This window comes from Ruminococcus sp. B05 (assembly GCF_003628495.1).
Classification (GTDB): Bacteria; Bacillota; Clostridia; order Lachnospirales; family Lachnospiraceae; genus Schaedlerella; species Schaedlerella hominis.
In genome coordinates, this window is record NZ_RBZR01000022.1 from 1 (window position 1) to 21867 (window position 21867).

General features: G+C 41.1%; 11 protein-coding genes and 2 pseudogenes. 12 read left to right on the forward strand and 1 reads right to left on the reverse strand.

Translation table 11 applies throughout. The features are described from left to right. Positions 1-119 precede the first annotated feature (119 nt). The 12 genes and pseudogenes from D8Q48_RS13510 to D8Q48_RS13565 form a co-directional block, all read left to right on the forward strand. A pseudogene (locus tag D8Q48_RS13510) lies at positions 120-596 on the forward strand (conjugal transfer protein TraE); the annotation flags it as partial. A gap of 17 nt (positions 597-613) precedes the next feature. Next, the gene (gene srtB, locus D8Q48_RS13515; RefSeq protein ID WP_118062433.1) at positions 614-1384 is read left to right on the forward strand and encodes a class B sortase; all 771 of its coding nucleotides are present in this window, start codon (positions 614-616) and stop codon (positions 1382-1384) included. A 4-nt stretch (positions 1385-1388) separates the two neighbouring features. Continuing rightward, the gene (locus D8Q48_RS13520; RefSeq protein WP_118062432.1) at positions 1389-1850 is read left to right on the forward strand and encodes a hypothetical protein; all 462 of its coding nucleotides are present in this window, start codon (positions 1389-1391) and stop codon (positions 1848-1850) included. 1868 nt (positions 1851-3718) lie between these two features. Further along, a pseudogene (locus tag D8Q48_RS17920) lies at positions 3719-4285 on the forward strand (C40 family peptidase); the annotation flags it as partial. A 22-nt stretch (positions 4286-4307) separates the two neighbouring features. Beyond that, entirely contained in the window at positions 4308-4640 is a 333-nt protein-coding gene (locus D8Q48_RS13530) for a DUF4315 family protein (RefSeq protein WP_243003843.1), read from the forward strand. Then, a complete protein-coding gene (locus D8Q48_RS13535) occupies positions 4630-5292 on the forward strand; it encodes a CD1107 family mobile element protein (RefSeq protein WP_118626868.1) in 663 nt (220 codons plus the stop codon). Before D8Q48_RS13530 ends, D8Q48_RS13535 begins: the two co-directional genes overlap by 11 nt. A 65-nt stretch (positions 5293-5357) precedes the next feature. Continuing rightward, the gene (locus D8Q48_RS13540; RefSeq protein WP_121056821.1) at positions 5358-7466 is read left to right on the forward strand and encodes a type IA DNA topoisomerase; all 2109 of its coding nucleotides are present in this window, start codon (positions 5358-5360) and stop codon (positions 7464-7466) included. A gap of 906 nt (positions 7467-8372) precedes the next feature. Further along, positions 8373-8714 carry a TnpV protein gene (locus D8Q48_RS13545; RefSeq protein WP_199691106.1) on the forward strand — a complete coding sequence of 114 codons (342 nt, stop codon included), beginning with the start codon at positions 8373-8375 and terminating at the stop codon, positions 8712-8714. Further along, positions 8642-15928, forward strand: a complete 7287-nt coding sequence (locus D8Q48_RS13550; protein ID WP_347562304.1) for an SNF2-related protein — start codon at positions 8642-8644, stop codon at positions 15926-15928. The genes D8Q48_RS13545 and D8Q48_RS13550 overlap by 73 nt, the downstream gene beginning before the upstream one ends. A gap of 58 nt (positions 15929-15986) precedes the next feature. Next, a complete protein-coding gene (locus D8Q48_RS13555) occupies positions 15987-20459 on the forward strand; it encodes a DUF3849 domain-containing protein (protein ID WP_121056823.1) in 4473 nt (1490 codons plus the stop codon). Next, positions 20456-20689: a transposon-transfer assisting family protein gene (locus D8Q48_RS13560; RefSeq protein WP_118062425.1), complete on the forward strand. Its 234-nt coding sequence runs from the start codon at positions 20456-20458 to the stop codon at positions 20687-20689. Before D8Q48_RS13555 ends, D8Q48_RS13560 begins: the two co-directional genes overlap by 4 nt. Then, positions 20686-21534, forward strand: a complete 849-nt coding sequence (locus D8Q48_RS13565; protein ID WP_121056825.1) for a YodL domain-containing protein — start codon at positions 20686-20688, stop codon at positions 21532-21534. The genes D8Q48_RS13560 and D8Q48_RS13565 overlap by 4 nt, the downstream gene beginning before the upstream one ends. Positions 21535-21620: 86 nt before the next feature. Here D8Q48_RS13565 and D8Q48_RS13570 read toward each other — a convergent pair whose 3' ends face one another. Next, entirely contained in the window at positions 21621-21821 is a 201-nt protein-coding gene (locus tag D8Q48_RS13570; RefSeq protein ID WP_121056827.1) for a helix-turn-helix transcriptional regulator, read from the reverse strand. Positions 21822-21867: the final 46 nt, after the last annotated feature.

The following is a 21867-nucleotide window of genomic DNA, read 5'->3' on the forward strand; positions in this document are numbered from 1 at the left end:
AATCCGTATTGATGGAGCGCCGTGTGCGACGAAAGCCGCACGCACGGTGCGACGTGGGGGAAAATCCGTCCTGACTACCATATCGGGAGATATGGCAAAAGCGGCGGATTACCTATCACAATCAGGTGTGGAACAGGGTTACGATTAACCGTTCCGTCCATAAATCAACTAGGTACTATATTGATGAGTTCCATTTGCTTTTGAAGGAGGAACAGACAGCAGCATACAGCGTAGAAATCTGGAAGCGATTCCGTAAATGGGGCGGTATTCCGACTGGTATCACACAGAACGTAAAGGATCTGCTTGCTTCAAGAGAAATCGAGAACATTTTTGAAAATTCGGATTTTATTCTGATGTTGAATCAGGCTTCTGGAGACAGGCAGATCTTGGCAAAACAGCTTAATATTTCGCCACATCAGTTGTCTTATGTGACCAATAGCGGGGCAGGAGAAGGTCTTATTTTTTACGGAAATACGATTATTCCGTTTAAAGACAGATTTGATAATTCTCTTATGCTTTATGCATTAATGTCATCGAAACCGGAAGATGTGGAGAAACGTGAAAAACTTGGTATTAAGGGCAGAGATGACGTTTAAAGAGGAGGCAGGACAAAATGAGAAAATGGCTTGCGGGACTGCTTTTTATCGTATCAGTGGTACTGCTCACTATCAGCATTTATTTCCTGATGGGTATGTTTTTGCAGGAGAGACAGGATAATCAGTTACAGCATCAATTGCAGGAAGTGTTGCAGGAAAAATCAGATGAGACAGGAGAAGATTCTTCTGGTGATTCACTGACACAAATAGATGCAGGAATCCTGGCTTTACATGAAGAAAATCCAGACTGTATCGGCTGGATTACAATTGAAGGAACCAGAATAGATTATCCGGTTATGCACCGTCCGGGAGATAAAAATTATTATCTGCACCGGGATTTTAACGGGGAATATTCTGCCAATGGTTGTCTGTATCTTGCGGAAGAATGTGTGCCGGGAGATTCAGACAATCTGATTATCTATGGTCATCATATGAACAGTGGAAAGATGTTTGCTAATCTTGAAAAATATAAAGATGAGGATTTTTATAAGGAACATCCGTTGATTCAGTTCCGTACCATCTGGGGAAATGAAGAATATGAGGTACTGGCAGCATTTACAACACCTGTTTATACAGGAAATGATTTCAATTATTACAATTTTATAAAAGCACAGAAAGGCGAAGATTATGAGTACTTTATTAGAGAAATTAAGCGAAAAGGAATCTATGAAACCCAAATTACAGCCTGCTATGGAGAAAAACTGCTCACATTGTCCACATGTGAGTACTCACAGAAAAATGGGCGTATGGTTGTGGTTGCAAAAAAAGTGGAAAGAACTGGGGGATAATGACATGACAGATAAAGAAATTGAGAAGGAATTTGGCTATGAAGATATGGAAGAAGACTGGGATGACGATTTAAGTGAAGTGATCGACATCGAGGAAGAAAATGACTACTATGAGGACGATGACCTTGACTATGGCGAATGTGACTATGAAGATGAGTTGAATGTTCAGGAGACAGAGCTTCCAAAGGGAAAAAAGAAATATGACAGCATCCTGGACTGGGACAGAGAAGATTATTGGGCATATGGCTGTTCGGCTAAAAAATTACTGGAAATGCAGTTTGCTGATATGATGAGCATTGCCGGATTACTGGAAGTCGTCGATTCACTGATTCTGATCGGAGAGACACAGCAGCACGAATTACAGGGCAATGTTTCAGACATCTCTACGAAACTGAAAAACAGAGCAATTTCCATTGTAGACAGATGGGAGAATTTCTTAGACAAAGACTATGAGATTAGGAGATGAGAACCATGCAGGAGCATGAATACAAAGCAAGGGATAAAACCGTTCAGAAGATGAGCCGTGATGGACTGCGGGAAGAAAACCTTCGGAGTAAGACGGAAAAAAGAATCACCGGACGTGAGGCAGATGAAAGAAAGGTAGCTGGTCACAGAGAACAGGAACTTGATTTCGGAAAAGCAAGAAAAGCTCACATTTCCGATGATAGAATTGAGGAAATCACGGAAGGAAAACAACGATTGCGATCCAGACGTGATTTTCTGGAACAGGAAGACATTTCTGAATCTGAAGAAATGGAAACATCAGAAATAAGTGATTTAAGAGCAGGCGAGGAGAAATCTTCGCCTGTTTCACGTTCCAGACTTCGTAAGGACAGTATTCGTGGGCATCCAGGACGTGAAGCAGAGCCTGAGTCTGAGATACCAGAACTGAACAGGCAAAGCCGGAAGAAAAAAATGGTTACAGCGTATGCGTCAAAAGAGCAGAAACGCTACCATGAAAAATCAGAAATTGAAGAAAAATCAATGGAAGACTTTCGGGAGGAAATTAAGAATAAGACCAAGAGAGAACAGATTTTAAAAGAGCAGAAGCAGTCAAAATCCCGTCTTATTTTTGAGGATGAAGGAAAAGGCAGGATTCCCGGAAGTGGTATGGCGAAACGAAGCGTTGTAGCTGTTGAAAATGTGGTATCCGCTTATGGGCAGAGAAGGGTCAGAGAGGATACGGATGATAATGCTGCTCTGGATGCGGCTGACCAGGCTGAGCTTATGGGGGAATCACTTGCGAGAAAATCTGTTTATGTCCGACAGCGTTTAAAGGAAAGCCGACAGAGAAATAACCGATTAAGGGAAAGTGTTCTGGAGGAAACAGAAAAATCCCGTCTGCAATTTGGCAGTGATTCGTCCAATGAAGCGAAAAAGGCAATCCCAAAAGAAGCAGAACAGAAAAAACAGTCTGCATTAAAGAAACTTTTACAGAAAAAACGTTATCAGAAGCAGTATCAGGCAGCAAAACAGGGAAAAGCAGTGAAAGATGCGGCAGTTATAAATGCACAGAGATTTACAGAAAAAGCGAAGGCGGCAGTCAAAGAACTGGTGGCACAGAATCGAAATATTCTGTTATCTATTGGCATTATGGTTTTGCTGTTTGCATTAATGGCAACGAGTCTGTCAAGCTGTGCGGCATTATTTCAGGGAAGCACAAATGCCATAGTTTCCACCAGTTATTCCAGTGAAGATGAGGATATTTATGCGGCTGAAAATGCGTATGTAGCATTGGAAAATGCACTGAATGAGCAGATTAATCAGATGAAGGAAACACATTCTGATTATGATGAATTTCAGTTCCAGATTGATGAAATCGGACACAATCCATATCAGCTTATTTCTTATCTGACTGTTAAATATGGTGGTTTTACATATGCAGAGGTGGCAGATGAAATCAAAGAGATTTTTAAAGAACAGTATGGCTTATATACAGATTCAACAAGAGAGACTGTGACAGAAAAGAAGAAGGTAAAGGTTGGAGAATCACTGGGACAGGTTGTGACCAGTGGGTATTGCAACTGCCCGATCTGTTGTGGTCAGTGGAGTGGCGGACCTACTGTCAGTGGAGCGTATCCACAGGCAAATCATACGATTGCGGTAGACGCATCGAATCCTTTTGTACCGATGGGAACGCATGTCATTATGAATGGGGTGGAATATGTAGTAGAAGATACAGGAGCATTTGCAAGATATGGTGTACAGTTTGATGTTTACTATGGCGATCACGCTTCTGCATCTGCACATGGACACCAGACCTGGGAAGCCTACATAGCGGATAGTAATGGAAGTCAGGAAGTAGAAGTGACTACGACGAGGGAAGTCAACCGACTGGATGTGACACTTACCAATCATAATCTGGATACAGTCCTGAGAAATCGTATGACGGATAAGGAGCAGGAAAGGTATGACGCTTATAACAAGTATTATGGAAATCGTGATTACTTATTTGACTTGAACAGTATTCCGACAGGTGGTGCAGGATTCGGTTATGATATTCCGGCAGAAGCTCTTTCTGATCCACAGTTTGCAAAAATGATCAGAGAGGCAGAAAAATATCTGGGCTATCCTTATGTATGGGGTGGTGCATCTCCATCTACCAGTTTTGACTGCTCAGGTTTTGTGTGCTGGGTAATCAATAACTGTGGTAATGGCTGGAATGTAGGAAGAACTACCGCAGACGGATTACGCTCTTATTGTTCCTATGTATCTCCATCAGATGCGAAACCGGGAGATCTGATCTTTTTCCAGGGAACGTATGACACGCCTGGGGCAAGCCATGTAGGAATTTATGTGGGTAATAACATGATGATTCATTGTGGTAATCCGATTCAGTATACAAGTATTGCAAGCTCTTATTGGCAGCAACATTTTATGGCATTTGGCAGGATTCACTAGAAGGGAGTGATCGAATGTGAATATGCGATTGAAAAAAGTTCTGGATGATATTCAGAAAACGGAAGATAAGATTTTGGAATTACAGGAATATGTAAAAAAATTAAAGATTCAAAAAAAGCAAATGGAAGATGCAGAAATTATTAAAGCAATCCGTTCTATGAAAATGGGCAGCCGGGAAATGTTGACGTTTCTGGATGGGATTCAGAAAGGAACGGTTACGATGCAGTTTGATGAGGAGGGCAATCTTTCCATGGATAATCAGGAAACAGGAACAGTAAAAGAAAAAAGTTCAGAGGACGAAAAGATGTTCTCCGAATCGGAAGCAGAAAGAGAGGTTTTAGAAGATGAAGAATAAAGCATTGAAGAAAATTTTAATGGCGATGTTGACGGCAACTATGCTGATTGGTTCGGTAAGTGCAACAGCTTTTGCACAGGCAAATGAAAATGCAGAACAGCCGGAAACAACTCAGGTGGTGGAAGAACAGCCGGCAGAACAGCCTGCCACAGAAGAAACCCCATTTTCGACACCTGGAAATGGGCAGCTTGTAGATGATAAGGGAAATGACAGCTCAAAGCAGTTCCTGACAGTACAGACGAAAAACGGGAATACCTTTTACATGGTCATTGATCGTGCAGGCAGCTCAGAAAATGTATACATGATGTCACTGGTGGATGAAAATGATCTTGCAGAATTTTTGGATGAAACGAAAGAAACAGAAAAGAAAGAAGAACCTGCGGTTGTGCTTCCAGAGACGACTACTACACCGGAGCCAGAAACAACAACTCAGCCGGAGACTGAAAAAAAGCAGGAATCTATTGGTAATAAAGGATGGCTGTGTGCAGCACTTGGCGGCGGAGCAGTACTGGTTTTGGGTGGTATTGTTGTGGGTGTCATCAGCAAATTAAAAAAGAAAAAGGAAGAGGGCATCGTAGAAGAAGGTCTGGAGTTTGCAGACGATACACCATACATCAATGAAGATGAAGAAAAAGCAGCAGAACAGAAATAAAAGGAATGGGAAAAGGACAGTCATAGGTTGGCTGTCCTTTTGAAAAGGAAGAACAGGAGGAAATTATGGCGAAATTTTTAGTGATTGCAGAGAAACCAAGTGTTGCACATAGCCTTGCAAAGAATTTATCGGCGTACCAGAGAGAGGACGGGTATCTGGAAGGTAACAGTTGCATTGTCAGTTGGTGTCTCGGACACCTGGCAGAATATGCTCCACCGGAAAAATATGATGAAAAATATACAAAATGGCAATTTGATGATCTGCCGATTATTCCAGATATATGGCAGGTGCAGGTGTCTGAAGACAAGAAAAAACAGTTTGAAATATTATGCAGATTAATGAACCGGGAAGATGTGGCGTATTTGGTAAATGGGTGTGACGCAGGACGTGAAGGTGAGTTGATCTTTAAGCGAGTGTATGACCTTGCCAGATGCCAGAAGCCTGTGAAGCGACTCTGGATCAGCTCAATGGAGGATGAAGCAATTCAAAATGGATTCCGTTGTCTGAAAGATGGAAGTGACTATACAGGACTTTGCAATGCTGCGGTATGCAGAGCACAGGCAGACTGGTTAATTGGCATGAATGCAACCAGAGCATATACAACCAGATATTTTAAACGTCTGGTTGTAGGCCGGGTGCAGACACCGACACTTGCCATGCTGACAGAAAGAAAGGAAAAAGTAGAGAATTTCCAGAAAGAAGCCTATTATAAAGTTTCTTTATCAGATGGGAAAATGACAGTTACTTCGGAGAATATCCTTTCAGAAAAGGAAGCAGAAGATTTGCAGAAACTTTGTAATGGAGCGGATGCGATTGTAACGAAAGTAAAAAAAGAGCAGAAGAAAATCTCTCCGCCTAAGTTATATGATCTGACTAGCTTACAAAGAGAAGCGAACCGTTTTTTCGGATACACAGCGAAGAAAACACTGGATATGTTGCAGGAATTGTATGAAGAAAAAATGGTAACGTATCCGAGAACAGACAGTCAGTATGTTACCGAGGATATGAAAGAAACGGTAGAAATGCTTATGAATGGGATGATAGAGTTTCTTCCATTTTTAAAATCAGGACACATTGGTGGCAATCCGGAGCGAGTGATTAACAATGCAAAGGTATCAGATCATCATGCGATTCTGCCAACAAAAGAGGCATTGGAAAATGGCATGGAGGGACTGTCAGATGGAAAGAAAAATTTGATGTTGTTAATTGGACAGCAGCTTGTACAGGCAACGGGAGAAGATTATCGTTGTGAACAGACGGAAATTGCTGTTCAGTGTAACGAACATGAATTTACTGCAAAGGGAAAACGACCTGTGCAGATGGGATTTAAGGAAGCAGAGGAAGCATTTCGAAAGTCCTGTGTAAAAGCTAAAAAAGAAGATGAGTCAGAGAGTAGGAATGCTATTCCAGAAGGATATAAAGAGAAGATGGTTCTTTCAGGGGTTAAGGCTGAGAAAAGTACACATTATACTTCTCCACCTAAAATGTTTACGGAAGATACACTTCTTGCAGCAATGGAAACAGCCGGGAATAAGGAATTTGATTCCGAGACAGAGAAAAAGGGACTTGGCACACCCGCAACCAGAGCGAGCATTATTGAGAAACTGGTGTCTTCCGGATATGCAAAGCGGAAAGGAAAACAGATTCTTCCAACGGCAGAGGGGTGTGAGCTGATTCATGTCATGCCGGAAAATCTGAAATCAGCAAGCCTGACTGCAGAATGGGAGAACCAACTTCTTATGATGGAAAAGGGAAGAATTTCTGATACAGAATTTATGGATGGGATTGTGGCTTTGCTTGCAGATATTCTTGCATTGTGCAGAGCTATTCCGGAAGATGAAAGAAATCGTTTCCAGACAGCAAAGGAAGTAATTGGAAAATGCCCGGTCTGTGGGTCCGATATTTATGAAGGAAAAACAAATTACTATTGTTCAGACAGAAGCTGTTCATTTGCACTGTGGAAGTCTAACCGCTTTCTGGAAAGTATGGAAAAGTCAATGGATAAGAAAATGGCAGTTGAACTTTTGAAGAAAGGACGTACCCATGTAAAGGGACTTTATTCCAGAAAAAAAGACGTTAAATTTGATGCAGATCTTGTACTTGGTGTAGAGGATGGGAAAGCCAGATTCAGTCTGGAATTTCCGAAAAAGAAACCTGACAAGAAGAAAAAATAGAAAAATGGAAGGAGGAACGCTTTATGGCGAGAGTAGATGACATACGTGGACTTGCAGAATTTCATGCAGAGAGTATCAGCAGTTCACCAATAGACTGGATGAATTATCTTGATACTGCAGCCAGACTGTATCGTTATCCATTTATGGATCAGCTTTTGATTCATGCACAGCGTCCGCAGGCAACCGCCTGTGCGTCGCTGGAATTATGGAATGAGAAAATGTTTCGATGGGTAAACAGAGGTGCTAAGGGAATTGCCCTTCTGGATGAGACAACACAGAAAACACGACTCCGTTATGTTTTTGATATTCAGGATACACATATGGTAAGAGGTGGCAGATCACCTTATCTGTGGCAGATGCAAGAAGGACAGCAGGCAGCAGTATTAAACCATTTAGAAGAAGTTTACGGTCTGGAGGCGAAAGATACAGAAACACTTTCGGATGCATTGATGGCAACTGCAAAATATATGGTAGAAGAAAATCTGGAGGAGTACCTGGATGGACTGCTATATGTGACAGAAGATACCTATCTGGAAGAACTGGAGGAAGATACGATCCGCAGTGAATTCCGTAGTCTTTTGACAGACAGTATCTATTATACATTGGCAGTCAGATGTGGTATTGACCCAATGGAGCGTCTGGAAGAAACAGACTTTAGGCATATTACAGATTATAATCATCTTTCCGTACTGACTTTTATTGGAAATGCCACGAGCAGGGCAAGTGAGTCTGTACTTGTGGATATTGGACGATATGTTCATCGCATTTCTTTGGAAGAAATGAAGAAAAGTATTGAAAATCCAGAAGAAAGGAATTATAATAACTTTAACACGTTAATTCGTGAAAACGAAGGAAACACAGAAGCATATAAAAACAATGAGCAGGAATATGAAGGAGGAAATGAGCATGGAACTGACATATCATCGCAAAGGGGATTACCTGTTTCCGAATCTGACAATCGAGGAGACAGAAGTGAACATCGGGAAGTACGGGATGTTACGGAGAACATTTCTGAAAGAGCACAAGAACAGCCTGTACCAGAGCCTGTTGCTGACAGGGAAACTGAACCGACATCTGGAGGAAATCGAGAAAGCAGCACTGGAGAGATTGGAAATTCAGATGAAGAAGTTATTGGAGCAGAATCCGGCACCATCGAAGGAAGTGAACCCGATGGAGTGGACAGCACATATGAACAGTCTGACGGCAATCGTGGAAGAGAGCATCTTGACGGAATTGGTGTACAGCTAGTAGAAGACACAAATGAAGATCAGTTAAGTAAAGCAGAGGAAGAAATTGCCTCTGCTTTATCTTTGCCTGAACTTCCATCTGTGAATGAGCAGAGGCGTGAGATTGAAAGCCGGGTTGCAGCACTTTATGCAGGAGAAATTGCCATTTCAAGTGATGTTGTGGACGAGATTTTAAGAACAGGGGGAAATCGAAGTGGAAACCAGTTGCGTATTATTTACAATTTTATGAGCGAGCAGTCACCAGAAGATTATACGGAGTTTGTTAAGCGGGAATATGGAACTGGTGGAAAAGGAATCGTAATTAACGGAATGGAGTATGCGGTCTGGTTTGATGAAACTGGAATGCAGATTGCAGTCGGACATACCGTAACAGATCAGATTTTAGATAAGGCTTTTTTATCCTGGGAAGACGTAAGTGGACGTATTCATCAGCTTCTGAAGCAGGGAGAATATGCACCACAGTCTGTGTTGGATGTGGCAAGAAGTAATGCTGTAAAGGAACATGCACAGACATTAGCATACATGAAAGGTGACATGGCGGAAGGTGTGGCAGAGCTTGTTTTTGATGAAGAAGATTTACCACATCTTACCAGCATTTATCCGGAGATTACGGATTATCTGGAAGAAAAAATTGCAGATCCAGAGTGGCTTGCAGATTTGAATGAACGACTGGAAGGACTGGCAATTGCTTATGAGGAAGATAAAAGCATTATGCGTTTTCGGACGTATAATCCGATCAGAGTATCCGGAGAATTTCAAAAATTTGCTGCAGAGGTTGTGCCTTATACTGCCAGAGATGATTTTGCATGGCAGGAACATCCGATATTTATTACACAAGATGAAATAGATGCGTTTCTGGCTGGTGGCGGCCCGTATTCAGATGGAAGACTGTCAACTTATTCTTTTTATCTTCTGAATGAGGATGATAAGGCGAGAACAGACTTTATTAAAGAAAAATATGGTGTGGGCGGTCAGAGTCATGCTTTGAGTGGTGCAGATAATTCCCATGCAAACTATGATGGGAAAGGACTGAAACTTGAGAGAGGGAATATTGGAAATCCAGATACGGAAATCTTACTGCCATGGTCAAAAGTGGCAAAGAGGGTTGCTTATCTGATTGATAATCAGCAATTCTTACGTTCAGCAGATTATTCTCGTATGCCGGATTATGAGAGAGAACGGATAGCGTCTAAAGTAATCAGTTTTTATGCAAGACTTCCAGAAGAAAATGAGCGTCCATATAAAGAAGATTTTTTCAATGAGGAAGCAAGAAAAACAATTCCGGATATGCTTAAGGATACGGAACAGTCACAAAGTCTGTTACAGTCAATGGATGAGGCACTGGCTACATTGCCGTTGGATTTTGAGTCAGCAGGAGTGACATACGATCAGAAAGTACAACTTTTAACAGAAGTGCATCAGTATGTGGAAGGAACTTATACTATTTTCCCGGCACAAAAAGTAAGAGAACAAACAGAGGGACTGACAGGACATCAGATGTCATTGTTTGACCTTATGAGTGTAAATGAGACAGAAGAAGCTCTGGAAAATCCAGAATCAGAGGAAAGTGTTCCGGAAGTGGAAGACGCTCAAGAGGAAGCAGATCTGGGAACGGATATACATCAGTCCTTTGAGGAAGCAAAAGAATTATGGGAAGATGGCTTTTATGAAGAAGATTATGTGTTAAAAAGTCATGTGGGAGAACTGATTTATGACAGTATGGATGCAGTCGGCAGATCCGTGGAAGACTTTTCAGACGAGCAGATGAAGGTTGTCCGAAAACTGGCGGAGCAGGAACGTATGCTGGAACCAATTCTCAATCCGGATTTTTCTCCGGAACAAATGCAATTAGTATCTGATATAGCAGAAAAACTCTGGAATGACAACGGCAGATGGCAGGATGAAATGATAGAACCATATACTGACCATGTGATGGAGTCGGATGAAATTGCCACAATACGACAGGAAATGAATTTGGAAGTACCGGAAACAGTAACACCGCAGGAACAATGGGACGAGAATGTATTTGAATATCAGGGGTATCATTTTGAGCCGGTAGGTGTTTTACCGCATGGTCTGGAAGGAAAAGAACTTGTAAATCTTACGAGGGGAAATACAGAATTACATTTATCTACATATGAAAGAGAAGATGATATTCTGTACTCTTACGCAGGTTTTTATGAAGCAAGCGGAGCAACGAAAGCAGATATTTTTCAGTGCATGGAAACGGGACGTAATTATATTCCGGGCGAGAATGAGCTGTTTGGCTATGAGGGAGAGTTTTTGCCATATTTGCAGAATGAGCAGGAGGAAAAGATAGAACCTCACAATTTCCGTATTACAGACGATGAATTGGGGGCTGGTGGTCCGAAAGCAAAATTTAAAGCCAATATGGAAGCTATCCGGCTTTTGAAGAAGCTGGAACAGGAGCAGAGACTGGCAACGTCAGAGGAGCAGGAAATCTTATCCAGATATGTCGGATGGGGAGGTATCCCACAGGCATTTGAGGAAAGAAATGGTGCATGGACAGAAGAATATCTGGAGTTAAAAGGAATATTGACTTCGGATGAATACAATGCTGCAAGGGCATCGACACTGAATGCTTTTTACACATCTCCGACAGTAATTAAGGCAATGTATGAAGCACTTGGAAATATGGGATTGAGACAGGGAAATATTCTGGAACCATCTTGTGGAGTGGGAAATTTCATGGGACTCTTGCCAGAGAGTATGAATCATACAAATATGTATGGAGTAGAGCTTGATCCTGTTTCGGGACAGATTGCAAAGCAACTTTATCAGAAAAACAGGATTGCGGTACAGGGATTTGAAGAAACAAATTATCCAGACAGCTTTTTCGACTGTGTGGTTGGAAATGTACCGTTTGGAGCTTATCAGGTCAGTGACCGGAAATATGACAGATACCATTTTATGATTCATGATTATTTTATTGCCAAGTCCTTAGATATGGTTCGCCCAGGTGGTATTGTTGCGGTTGTTACATCAAGTGGAACAATGGACAAGCAGAACCCGGAAGTGCGACAGTATTTTGCAAACCGGGCAGATTTATTGGGAGCTATTCGACTGCCAAACAATGCTTTTCAGAAAAATGCGAACACGAATGTTGTTGCTGATATATTATTTTTTCAGAAAAGAGACAGAATTTCTCTTGCGGAGCCTGACTGGGTAAAGCTAAAGACAACAGAGGAAGGATATACGGTCAATGCTTATTTTGCAGATCATCCGGAAATGGTGTTGGGAGATTTTACAACAGAAAGTACACAGTATGGAAAGCAGGAAATAACTGTAAAAGCAAAAGAAGGGGAAAATCTTGCAGAACAGTTAAAAGAAGCAATCGGACATATTCAGGGGACAATTACGGAACTGGAAATTTCAGATACGGAACTGGAAGAACAGGTAGTTTCGATACCGGCAGACCCAGATATTAAAAATTTTAGTTTTGCACTTGTCGGAGAAGATATTTATTATCGTGAAAATTCGGTAATGAATAAACTGGAACTTCCAGTAGTAACGGGAGAACGTGTCCGTGGCATGGTAGCTATCAGGGATGCAACCAGTAGACTCCTTGAAAGGCAGTTAGAAGAAGGCAGCGATGAAGAAATCTCTGCATTACAGGCAGAACTAAACCAGGTTTATGACAGATTTACTGAAAAATATGGTCTTCTTAGCAGTAATGCAAATAAAAGAGCGTTCAGCATGGACAGCAGTTATTGTCTTTTGACATCGCTGGAATTTCTGGATGAAAAGGGAGAATTAAAGCGGAAAGCAGATATATTTAGTAAGAGAACCATTCGGAGAGCAGAACCGGTAACGTCCGTGGATACGGCAAGTGAAGCATTGGCAGTATCAATCGGAGAAAAAGCAAAAGTAGATATTCCTTATATGATGCAGCTTACCGGAAAAACGGAAGGAGAAATAACGGAGGAACTGGCAGGGGTAATCTTTAAGAATCCTATTACAGAAAAATGGGAGCCGTCCGATGAGTATTTGTCTGGAAATGTCAGAGAAAAATTAAGCGTTGCAAGAGCCTTTGCAGAAAATCGTTCCGAGTATATGGTTAATGTGCAGGCTTTGGAACGAGTGCAGCCGAAAGACCTGGATGCATCTGAAATTGAAGCCAGACTTGGTGCTACATGGATTTCCCCAGATTATATCACAGAATTTATGGCTGAAACTTTCCATACACCAAGGCATCATATCAATTATGATAGAATTAAAGTGCAGTATGCGGAAGTAACCGGACAGTGGAACATAAAAGGAAAGAATGTAGATAGCAGTAACAATCCGCTTACTACATCGACCTATGGAACGCAGAGGACAAACGCTTATCGCTTACTGGAAGACGCATTGAATCTTCGTGATACTAAGATTTATGATACAATCCATGATGCAGATGGAGAACATCGGGTATTAAATCGGAAGGAAACAACGCTGGCACAGCAGAAACAGGAATTGATCAGAGAGGAGTTTAAAGACTGGATTTTCCGGGATATGGATCGCCGTGAAAATCTCTGTAAGATATATAATGAACGGTTTAACAGTATCCGTCCAAGAGAATATGATGGCAGTCATATTCAGTTTGTCGGTATGAATCCGGAAATTAAACTTATGGAGCACCAGAAAAATGCGGTGGCACATATTTTATATGGAAACAACACCTTGCTTGCACATTGCGTGGGTGCGGGCAAGACATTCCAGATGATTGCAGCTGGAATGGAGAGTAAACGACTTGGACTTTCACAAAAGAGTCTGTATGTTGTACCGAACCATTTGCTGGAACAGTGGGGAAGCGATTTCCTGCGACTTTATCCAGGTGCGAATGTTCTGGTAGCAACAAAAAAAGATTTTGAGCCTGCGAACAGAAAGCGTTTTTGTTCTAGAATTGCAACAGGAGATTATGATGCAGTTATTATTGCACATAGTCAGTTTGAGAAAATTCCACTTTCCAGGGAACGTCAGATTGCATTGGTGGAAGATCAGATTGCAGATATTACAGTGTCGATTGAAACTGCAAAACTGGAAGTGGGACAGCAGTATACAGTCAAACAGATGGAAAAGACAAAGAAAACACTGAAAGCAAAATTGGATAAATTAAATGACCAGACAAGGAAGGATGATGTTGTTACATTTGAGCAGCTTGGCATTGACAGGCTTTTTGTAGATGAGAGCCATGCGTTCAAAAACCTCTTTTTATATACAAAAATGAGGAATGTAGCAGGCATTTCACAGACAGATGCACAGAAAAGTTCGGATATGTTTATGAAGTGCCGATATATGGATGAGATTACAGGCGGTAAGGGAATTACATTTGCGACTGGAACACCTGTGTCAAACAGTATGACTGAATTGTATACCATTATGAGATACCTTCAGTATGATACGCTGATGAATATGGGAATGGGACATTTCGATTCCTGGGCGGCAACATTTGGAGAAACAGTTACGGCTATCGAATTGTCACCGGAAGGAACGGGCTATCGTGCAAAAACACGATTTGCCCGTTTTTTCAATCTTCCAGAGCTGATCTCCATATTTAAGGAAGCGGCAGATATTCAGACTTCTGATATGCTGAATCTGCCTGTACCGGAAGCGGAGTATATCAATGAAGTACTCAAACCAAGTGAAGAACAGAAAGAAATGGTAGAGGCATTTTCGGAGCGTGCAGAACAGGTTAGAGGCGGTAATGTTGATCCAAGGACGGATAACATGCTCAAGATAACCAACGATGGAAGAAAATGTGCATTAGATCAGAGACTCCTTAATGATATGCTACCGGATGCAGGAGAGAGTAAGGTAAATGCCTGTGTGGAGAATGCTTTTCAGGTATGGGAAGATGGAAAAGAAACACAGGGTACACAATTAATTTTCTGTGACCTCAGCACACCGAAGAATGATGGAACCTTCAATGTTTACGATGATGTGAGAAACAAACTTGTAGAGCGTGGCATTCCAAAAGAACAGATTGCGTTTATCCATGAATACAATACAGAAGCAAAGAAAGCAGAGCTGTTTGCAAAAGTGCGTGCAGGACAGGTTAGAATCCTGATGGGGTCTACACCGAAACTTGGTGCAGGTACGAATGTCCAGGACAGACTTATGGCATTACACCATTTGGACTGTCCTTGGAAACCGTCAGATCTGGAGCAGCAGGAAGGACGTATTTTACGACAGGGAAATCAGAATGACAAGGTAAAGATTTTCCGATATGTAACAGAAAATACATTTGACTCGTACATGTGGCAGATTCTGGAGAATAAGCAGAAATTCATTTCACAGATTATGACCAGCAAATCTCCGGTTCGTGCCTGTGAGGATGTGGATGATACGGCATTATCTTATGCAGAAATCAAAGCACTTGCTACCGGAAATGAATATATTAAGGAAAAAATGGATTTGGATGTTCAGGTGAGTAAGCTGAAACTTCTGAAAGCAAACCATACCAGTCAGATTTATCGCCTGGAATCGGATATAGCGAAACGTTATCCAGTACAGATTACCGCATTAAAAGAGAAAATAGCTGGAATGCGTGTAGATGCAGGAAGGGTAAAAGGTGTGGATTTGCAGGATAATGATAGCTTCGTAATGACGGTTGGTGGAAAAATGTATAATGATAAAAAGGAAGCAGGTCTGGCGTTGATTGCGGCAGCATCTGGATTAAAAACGGTAAAATCAGCAGGGCAGATTGGAGAATATCATGGCTTTGCGCTTTCATCAGAGTACAATTTTCTGTCCAATACTTACACCATGACGATTAAAGGAAAATGCTCGTATAAGATTGAATTTGGAAAGGACCCACTTGGTAATATCCAGAGAATCCACAATGCACTTTCGGCAATTGAGAAAAAACTGGAAGAAACGGAAAGAAATCTGGATACGGTGCAACAGCAGTTAAAGACTGCACAGGAGGAAGTACAGAAGCCATTTCCAAAAGAGACAGAATTGAATGAAAAAATGGAACGTCTGGTAGAATTAAATGCCATGCTCAACATGGATGAGAAAGGGGGAGAAAATATTTTGGCAGATGAAGAAGTTGGAGAGAATCCAGAAGTAACCACGTCAGATAGGAGTCAGGAAAGAATTGCAGACGGTATCCATAAGGTTTCAATTCTGGAAAGACTGAAAGCACAAAAAGAGCAGGAAAATACGACTGCTACACAACAGAAACCAAAAAGGAAACACGAACAGGAGTTATAAGAGTATATCCCGTCAGAGTAATGAGCTTTGGCGGGATTTTTCTATGGAGGATGATATTATGGCGAATAGAGAAGAACAATTAAAACAGATAACCGACCAGTTGGAACAGGGTGTCTCTGAAATATTTACATCAGAAAAATATACAGAATATTTACAGACAATGGCAAAGTTCCATAATTACAGCTTTAATAATACACTGCTGATTGCCATGCAGAAACCGGAGGCAACGCTTGTGGCCGGATATCAGGCATGGCAGAAAAAATTTAACCGGCAGGTAAAAAGAGGAGAAAAAGGAATACAGATTATTGCACCTGCACCGTACAAAGAAAAACAGGAGATTGAAAAGACTGATCCGGAAACAGGCGAAATTGTAATCGGAGAAGATGGGCAGCCAGAGACAGAGGTAGTAGAGCGTGTTGTTACAAAATTCAGAGTGACTACTGTATTTGATGTCAGTCAGACAACGGGAGAGCCGATTCCGGAATTTGAAGTCTCAGAATTGGATGGAGATGTGCTGATTTATCATGATTTTATGGAAGCATTAAAAACAGTTGCTCCGGTGCCAATCCGCTTTATAGAGATTGATGGAGAAGCGAAAGGCTTTTATCAGTTTGTAGATAAATATATTGCTGTTCAGGTAGGAATGAGTGAAGCACAAACGATGAAAACAGCAGTGCATGAGACTGCACATGCGGTATTACATGATCGTGACCAGATGGCTGAGGAAGGTGTAGTAAAGGACAAACTTACGAAAGAGGTGGAAGCAGAGAGTATTGCTTATGTGGTATGCAATCATTTCGGATTGGACACTTCGGAGTATTCGTTTTCTTATATTGCGAGTTGGACTTCTGGAAGAAATATGAGAGAACTGAGAGCGTCTATGGATACCATTCGCAAGACTTCTGCTGAAATGATCGGACAGATTGAAACGCAGATGAAAGAATTGCAGGTGGAATTACCGGAACAGCAGGAAGAACTCAGTGCCATGCAGTTTGCTGAACAGACAATTAACCGGCTGGAGCAGGAACGAACAATCTTCAGTAACGACCAGAGAAATCTTATTGTCAATTTTGCATTTAAACTGGATGATAGAGAAGCAACAGAGCAATTAGCAGAGAATCTTGCAGATGCAATTATAAATGGAAATCGAGAGAAGGTATTTGAATTGAGTGAGGAGGCACAGACACAGATTGATAGTCTGCCAGATCCTATGATCGGATTATCCGAATTGCATGAAGCTGGATTTTATTCAGATATTATGCTGCCACTTACCGAAGAAAGAGCAGTAGAACTGTATCGTGAGGGTGTGACAGTCTATGGCTTGAATGGAGCCAGAGAAGAACAGGGACAGTCACAGAAACTTATAAATCTGGAACAGGATATTTCTCGGCATGATGGCTTATTTGGAGTGACGAAGTTTGAATGGAAAAATTATCAGAGAAGTATGGAAACAGCCATAACACTAGAAGAAAAGATGAAAATAAAAGAAACCATCCTTTTGGAGGGGGAGGGAAATCGTTACGGCATTTATCAGATCAATAGCAGACAGGAAGAAAGAGGGTATCAGTTTTTAGGACTTGAAGCGGCAAAAGAACTTGGTTTTACCATTCACGGAAAAGATTATCAGATGGTTTACAGTGAGAGACTGAGGGCTACGACTACACTGGATAATCTCTATGAAAGATTTAACATAGAAAGACCAAATGATTTTACCGGACATTCTATGTCAGTCAGTGATGTGATTATAATGAACCGTGGCGGAAATCTAAAAGCATACTATGTGGACTCGTTTGGATTTGAAGAATTGCCAGACTTTATTGCGCAGAGAGCAGAGGTGTTAAATGCCAGTCTGATAAAGGCGTATCCGGAAGTTTACATGGGAACTTTGGAAAACGCTATGCAGGAGAGAAATGTAGATACTTACCTGGATTCCAGAAAGTTGAACATTGACTGCAAAAATGCAATAGAACAGGCAATTTCAGATAACTTTGATGGTATGAGCCTGAACCCTGATACTGCAGTAGCTGTGGTTGAAAAATATGGAGAAGAACGTGTTGCTTTTGTTCTGGCAAATACATTGAAACAGCTTTCCTATGATGGAAGATTTTCTGAGGTTAATAAACAGTGGGCGGAAGGTGTTGAGGTTCCAGAAAACATCAGTCGGGGAATGGATCTGAACAGAGACTATATTGTGAGCAGCCATCCGGCAGTTTTGAATGGTTTCATTGATATGGCGAGGAGAGAAATTCATACCCGCAAGCTGGAACAGGTGCTTGATGTGAAAAATCAGCATATTACTGAAAATACGAAAGGATATGAAGCAGAGGGACACACTGGAACATGGTATGCACTGGATATGAAAGAATATCATGGAGAGAGATTTTTCCAGATGCGTAGTGAACAGTATGGACAGGAAGTAGCAGATATTATAGTTTCTGAAAATGGAACACTGGTAGCAGAGGACATCTGGCATGGATTTGATGAAGGAGCCAGAGAAGCAATCTCGGAATATCTGGAAGAAAATGGAGCGACAGTCTATGATCTGACAGAAATTCCACCACAGGCAACTGTTATCCTGACAGATGGAACAGTATTAAAAACGGAAAAACAGCAGGTGGTCAATACAGAAAGCTGGAAACCAACTCTGACAGGGACGAATCTGAAGGATGAAGAACAGCAGTTTAGCTTTTTTGAGATACATAAGGTCAGGGAAAATGATGGGATTGATCTGAAAATGCCAGATATTCATTATGTTGGTCAGTATTATGTGATTGAAGACTTGGAATCAAAAGGTGGCTTGAAGATTGAACGTTACAACGGTTTGGAAGCTGCACTGGGAGCATATTATTCACTGCCAAATCATAAGATGAAAGCTCTTGGAATTGAAAATACGGCACCATTGCCAGGAAGCCTGGATTTTATTCAATGTAAAAATGGTATAGACACATTAATCTATGATTGCCAGAAAGTAGAAGGATGGCTGAATCCGGAGATATATAATATATTCAAAAATCTGAAAATCAGTCTGGATGGGCACGATACGGAAATCGCATATAAGATTGGAGAATCATATTTGACGATTCAGACAACAGAAGAAGGGTACGATTATACATTTTTTGATAAAAACTATTTGGAACTGGATGGCGGGATTTACGATGATCCGGATATTTCTATCTCAGAAGCGGTAGATGAGATTTTGCAGGAGGAAGGCTTTTCACTAAAGGATGCGGAAGTGACTGACTATGAGGCATTGGAAATAAAAACGGAACATGCAGAAAAAGAGAATATTGAACAGATGCAGATGGAGCAGAATTGTCCGAAATCTATTTTTGAAGGATATGATAGAAATACTGCGATAGAAACATATGAGGGAATTACTGTTCAATTTGCAGATGCTAAGACTTATCTGACTGTACAGCCAACGAAAGAAGGTTATTCCTATATTTTTTATGATGCTGATTTGAAGGAAGTCGGCGGCGGAACGCATGAATATCTGGATGATTCCATACAGGAAGCAACCTATGCAATCTTGAAAAAAGAAGGAATGCAGAAGGAGCAGTGTATAAAAATAGATGATTCAACATTCAGGGACGAGCTGATTCAGAAAGCGAAAGAGTTGTTGGAAAATGGAACGGTTCGTTGTACTTCTGAACTTGGAAGATGTGAAGCAGCGTTGAATGGAATGAACCGGGCAGAAATTGAATATGACGTACTGGCTCACATAAGGGCAGTATTAGAAGAAATGGGAATGGAAAATGAAGTTACTCTGATCGGGGCAAGAGTATATGGTTCCAGAAGCAGAGAGGGACTTTATCGTGCAGATTCTGATGTAGATGTAGTAGTGTCTTATCAGGGAAACATTCGAGAAGATGCGTTGTTTAATGCAGTTAATGAAGCTGGGTTGAAGATTGCAGGACTTCCGATAGATATTAATCCGATTTCAGAAGAAAGAACAGGGACGCTGGCAGAATATATGAAGCAGGCAGAGGAGTATCTGGATAAGCAGGAACATTCAACAGTTATCGAAGAACAGCCTAAAGGAACAATTGCGTTTTATGTAGCGGAGTGTATGGAATTTCCGGTCATGGGTGAATACCATGAAAATCTTACCCTGGAAGAAGCCTTACGCATATATGAAACTATTCCGGCAGATCGTATGAATGGAATTAAAGGAGTCGGGTTTGAGCTGCATGACGGAAGTGATTATGATGGACCGTATGATCTTATGAGAATGGGGACTGTTGATCGTGAAGGTATCAACATGATTCAACATTACAAGGACAGTCCATTGGTTCAGAAAGCAATGGATGATGTGGAGAAGTATTTTGCAGAGAAACAGGAAAAGTCTCGAACAGAAGAAAAGACTGCTGAGAGCAAAAGAATTTCGAAAGAGCAGACCGGACAGCCAAAAGGAAAGAAGCAATCGGTTCTTCAGGCATTGCGGGAGCGTCAGGCAAAGATAAAAGAGCAGGAACAGAATAACGCAAAAGAAAAAACGAAGGCTCGCAAGAAAGGAGAAGTAACATTATGATGGTAAGATTTGACGAAGATGAATATATTGCTGTGGCAATTTTTGATACGGGAGACAGAGTCCAGACAATGGAGGCGATGGATGAAATTTTTTCCTATCTGGATGAAGATATGAAATTTCTGATTTTTACAACGATTAAGAAATTATATTATCTCAGCGATGAAGGGTATAAAGAATTGCAGAAAACCGTAGAAATTTATAAAGCAGATCTGGAGGTGGATGAAGAATGAGTACGAGTCAGTTTGCAGTTTATCAGTTAAAACGAAAACCGGAATTAAGAAATTTTCTTTATCGAACATATGAAGAACTTGCACAGGAGCAGATTCCTGTGCAGGTGGGAAATTATGAACAGGTATATATTGGGACAATGAAACCGGGCGAAACACCTGAACAGGTAAAAAAAAATATTGATCAGAGACAACCACACAATTATAAGGGACATGCGATTAGTACCAGTGATGTTCTGGTATTGAATGACAACGGTGAAACAATAGCTTACTATGTAAATAAGAATTCTTTTGTTGTAGTACCGGATTTCATGAGGATTCCATCTTCTTCTGGTGGACTTACGAAGAACACAGCAGGATATGAAATCAGTGGAAAAGGCGGTACATGGGAAGTAGTAGATTATGTTCTCATGGAAGGGAAAAATTTTTTCCTTATGGAGCATGAGCAACATGGAAAAGATGTTGCCTATGTAGTGCTTGACCAGAATGGAAAGGTACTCGTGGATGGTACTTATAACGGATTTGATGATGAAGTAAAACAGAAAATCCGTGATTATCTGCATCCACCGACACAGGATTCACCGGAAAAGCAAAAACCAAAGCTGGAGAATTGGCAAAAGTATCTGGAAAACGGTGAGTATCTACGAAGTGCAGAAATGACAGAGGAAGCAAATTATAATATGATTGACGGACTCAATAATAATGCTGCACCAAAAAAAGAAAAGAAGCGTCCGAAAGAATCTGTTCTTGCAAAGCTCCATCAAAAAGAGAAAGAAATTGCACGACGCAGTGGAAAGAAAGCCATGCAGGAAATTATGGGGCAAGATATGGAGAGAGCAAAGAAATAGCAAAGAAGAAAGGCTGGTCACTTGGTTGTGGCTGGTCTTTTTTCATATATAAAAAGACTGGCCAGTAACGATCCTATCGTTTAAGGCTAGTCTTTGTAGTGAGTTGCAATATCTTCTATTTCACAATCCAAAATGTTGCAGAGGGTGTTAATGGTATTCATACTGACACCTTCATTGTTCTGCAAACGATGTATCAGTGACTTGCTGAAATGGTATTCTTTGTGAAATGTGTATTTTGTGATACCTTTCTTCTGCATGGTAAGCCACAGGTTATCATATTTAATCAACGGGTATCTCCACCTTTTTCTTGTCTTTCCTTCATTATAGGGTTAA